The sequence below is a fragment of the Viridibacillus soli genome (genome assembly GCF_016612995.1).
GTDB classification, from domain to species: Bacteria; Bacillota; Bacilli; order Bacillales_A; family Planococcaceae; genus Viridibacillus; species Viridibacillus soli.
Genome location: NZ_JAEOAH010000085.1, coordinates 1 through 1,651 on the forward strand (window position 1 = coordinate 1; position 1,651 = coordinate 1,651).

Below are 1,651 nucleotides of genomic sequence, written 5' to 3' on the forward strand. Positions count from 1 at the left end.
TCAACCAGTAAAAACTGGTTAACCTTATAATACGAAAGCACCCGTTAGTTTAATAAGAACCGAAACGCTTTTTAAACAATCGCGCCCGTTTGTTGAAGCTATTTATGTTCAATTTTACACACCACTTTTTTCAGCTATATTATATTCAAAATATCTTTAGGCGCATTTAACACATAATCTGCCGATTCAAAACCTTTGGTTGTTCTAGAACCCCATAAAGCAAGGGCAAACTTCACCCCAGCACTATTCGCACATTGCATATCATATATTGAATCTCCAATGTATATTGCTTCATTTTTAGTAGCATTCAACCCCTCTAAACAAACTAATATAGGTTCAGGATGTGGTTTGTGATTTTCGGTATCATCTACACAAATAGTGTGTTCAAAAAAGGAACTCAATCCAAATGGTTCAAATTCATCAATTAATTCTTGCTTTGTTTTAGATGTTACAATACCAGTTCTGATGGGACTTTCTGATAATACTTTAATAATTTCTTTTATATCCTTAAACATTTGTACTTCTTGGGAAAATTCTAATACAATCTGTGCCCACTTTGGATGTACACGTTCCACGTCAATCACATTCAGTCTTCGTAGTGTTTCTTTTCCCGGTATTCCCAAAGCGAATCTTAAATCCTCTAATTGATAATCTTTGCCTTCTTCCCTCAGGACTTTTTGTAGAGATTTTAATATAGCTTTTTCTGTATCTAAAATGGTTCCATCCACATCAAAAATCACACATTTAAACAATTTTATTCCTCCTTAAAATGGCCTGATTCGATTGTTGAACACAAGTTAAACAACACTACCTGACCCGTTAGTTAGCATAAAGATCGTAATTTTCACCCATACATTAATAATCTAAATAATTTTGGTTTCCGCCCTTTATTTAATTCCACATTTAACTATTTAACCCTTCTTATTTAACTAAACTGCCCCGTTAGTTCAACAAGGTTTAAATTATCCCTGACGTAATATCTTTTGAAACATTCTTGGTTGATGTTTTTCAAAACATTTTATCAATTCTTTTCCAAAAATAGTGATAGTCTCTTCCCAAGGGTGTCCTAATAGTCCCCATTCAAAATTTTTTTGAATAAAAAAGTAATAATCACCGTTTGGAAAAATAGGTACCGTCCATTCATCAAACTCGCTTTTTGGAAACTCCAAACGAGGGTTTATCCAATAACCTGTATGCTGCCAATCTACCGCATACATATATTCATTCTTCTGTGTAAGTTCTCGAAAAACAAGCAATGATTTTTCTTCTAGATCATTATAAATCTCATCATAAGTATCAAAATCTCCGGACCAATTTAAATTGGAGGATACATCATATGTGATAAATGGATTTGGAACTTCAAAAGATGGGAAGTTTGATATGCTTGGTTCAAAATTAAGTTCATCATATATTCTATCCCATACCTCTCCATCCTCTAATACGGATAATTCAATCCAATTTCCCATTTGAATAGCCACCTTTTAAATGCTTTTATTTGGTATTATTATATCATTTCTTATTGAACTAACCTGCTCCGTTAGTTGAATAGCAACAATCTGTAAGAAAACAGCGTAAAGTAAATACGACAAAAATCCCCTCTAAGAAAAATATAGAGGAGATTTTAAGTAATCAATCTTTATTATAAATTATC

2 protein-coding genes are annotated in these 1,651 nt (G+C 32.5%); both read right to left on the reverse strand.

What is annotated here, in order from left to right; genetic code table 11:
• Positions 1-134 precede the first annotated feature (134 nt).
• Positions 135-752 (reverse strand): HAD family hydrolase, encoded by a 618-nt coding sequence (locus tag JFL43_RS22085; RefSeq protein ID WP_200750712.1) that lies wholly within the window; start codon positions 750-752, stop codon positions 135-137.
• Positions 753-962: 210 nt separating this feature from the next.
• Positions 963-1,466, reverse strand: a complete 504-nt coding sequence (locus JFL43_RS22090; RefSeq protein WP_200750714.1) for a DUF2716 domain-containing protein — start codon at positions 1,464-1,466, stop codon at positions 963-965.
• Between the last annotated feature and the right edge of the window lie 185 nt (positions 1,467-1,651).

Bases quoted from the DNA above. Each gene is read 5' to 3' on its own strand.
- JFL43_RS22090 (WP_200750714.1), bottom strand. From the start codon at position 1,466: ATGGGAAATTGGATTGAATTATCCGTATTAGAGGATGGAGAGGTATGG.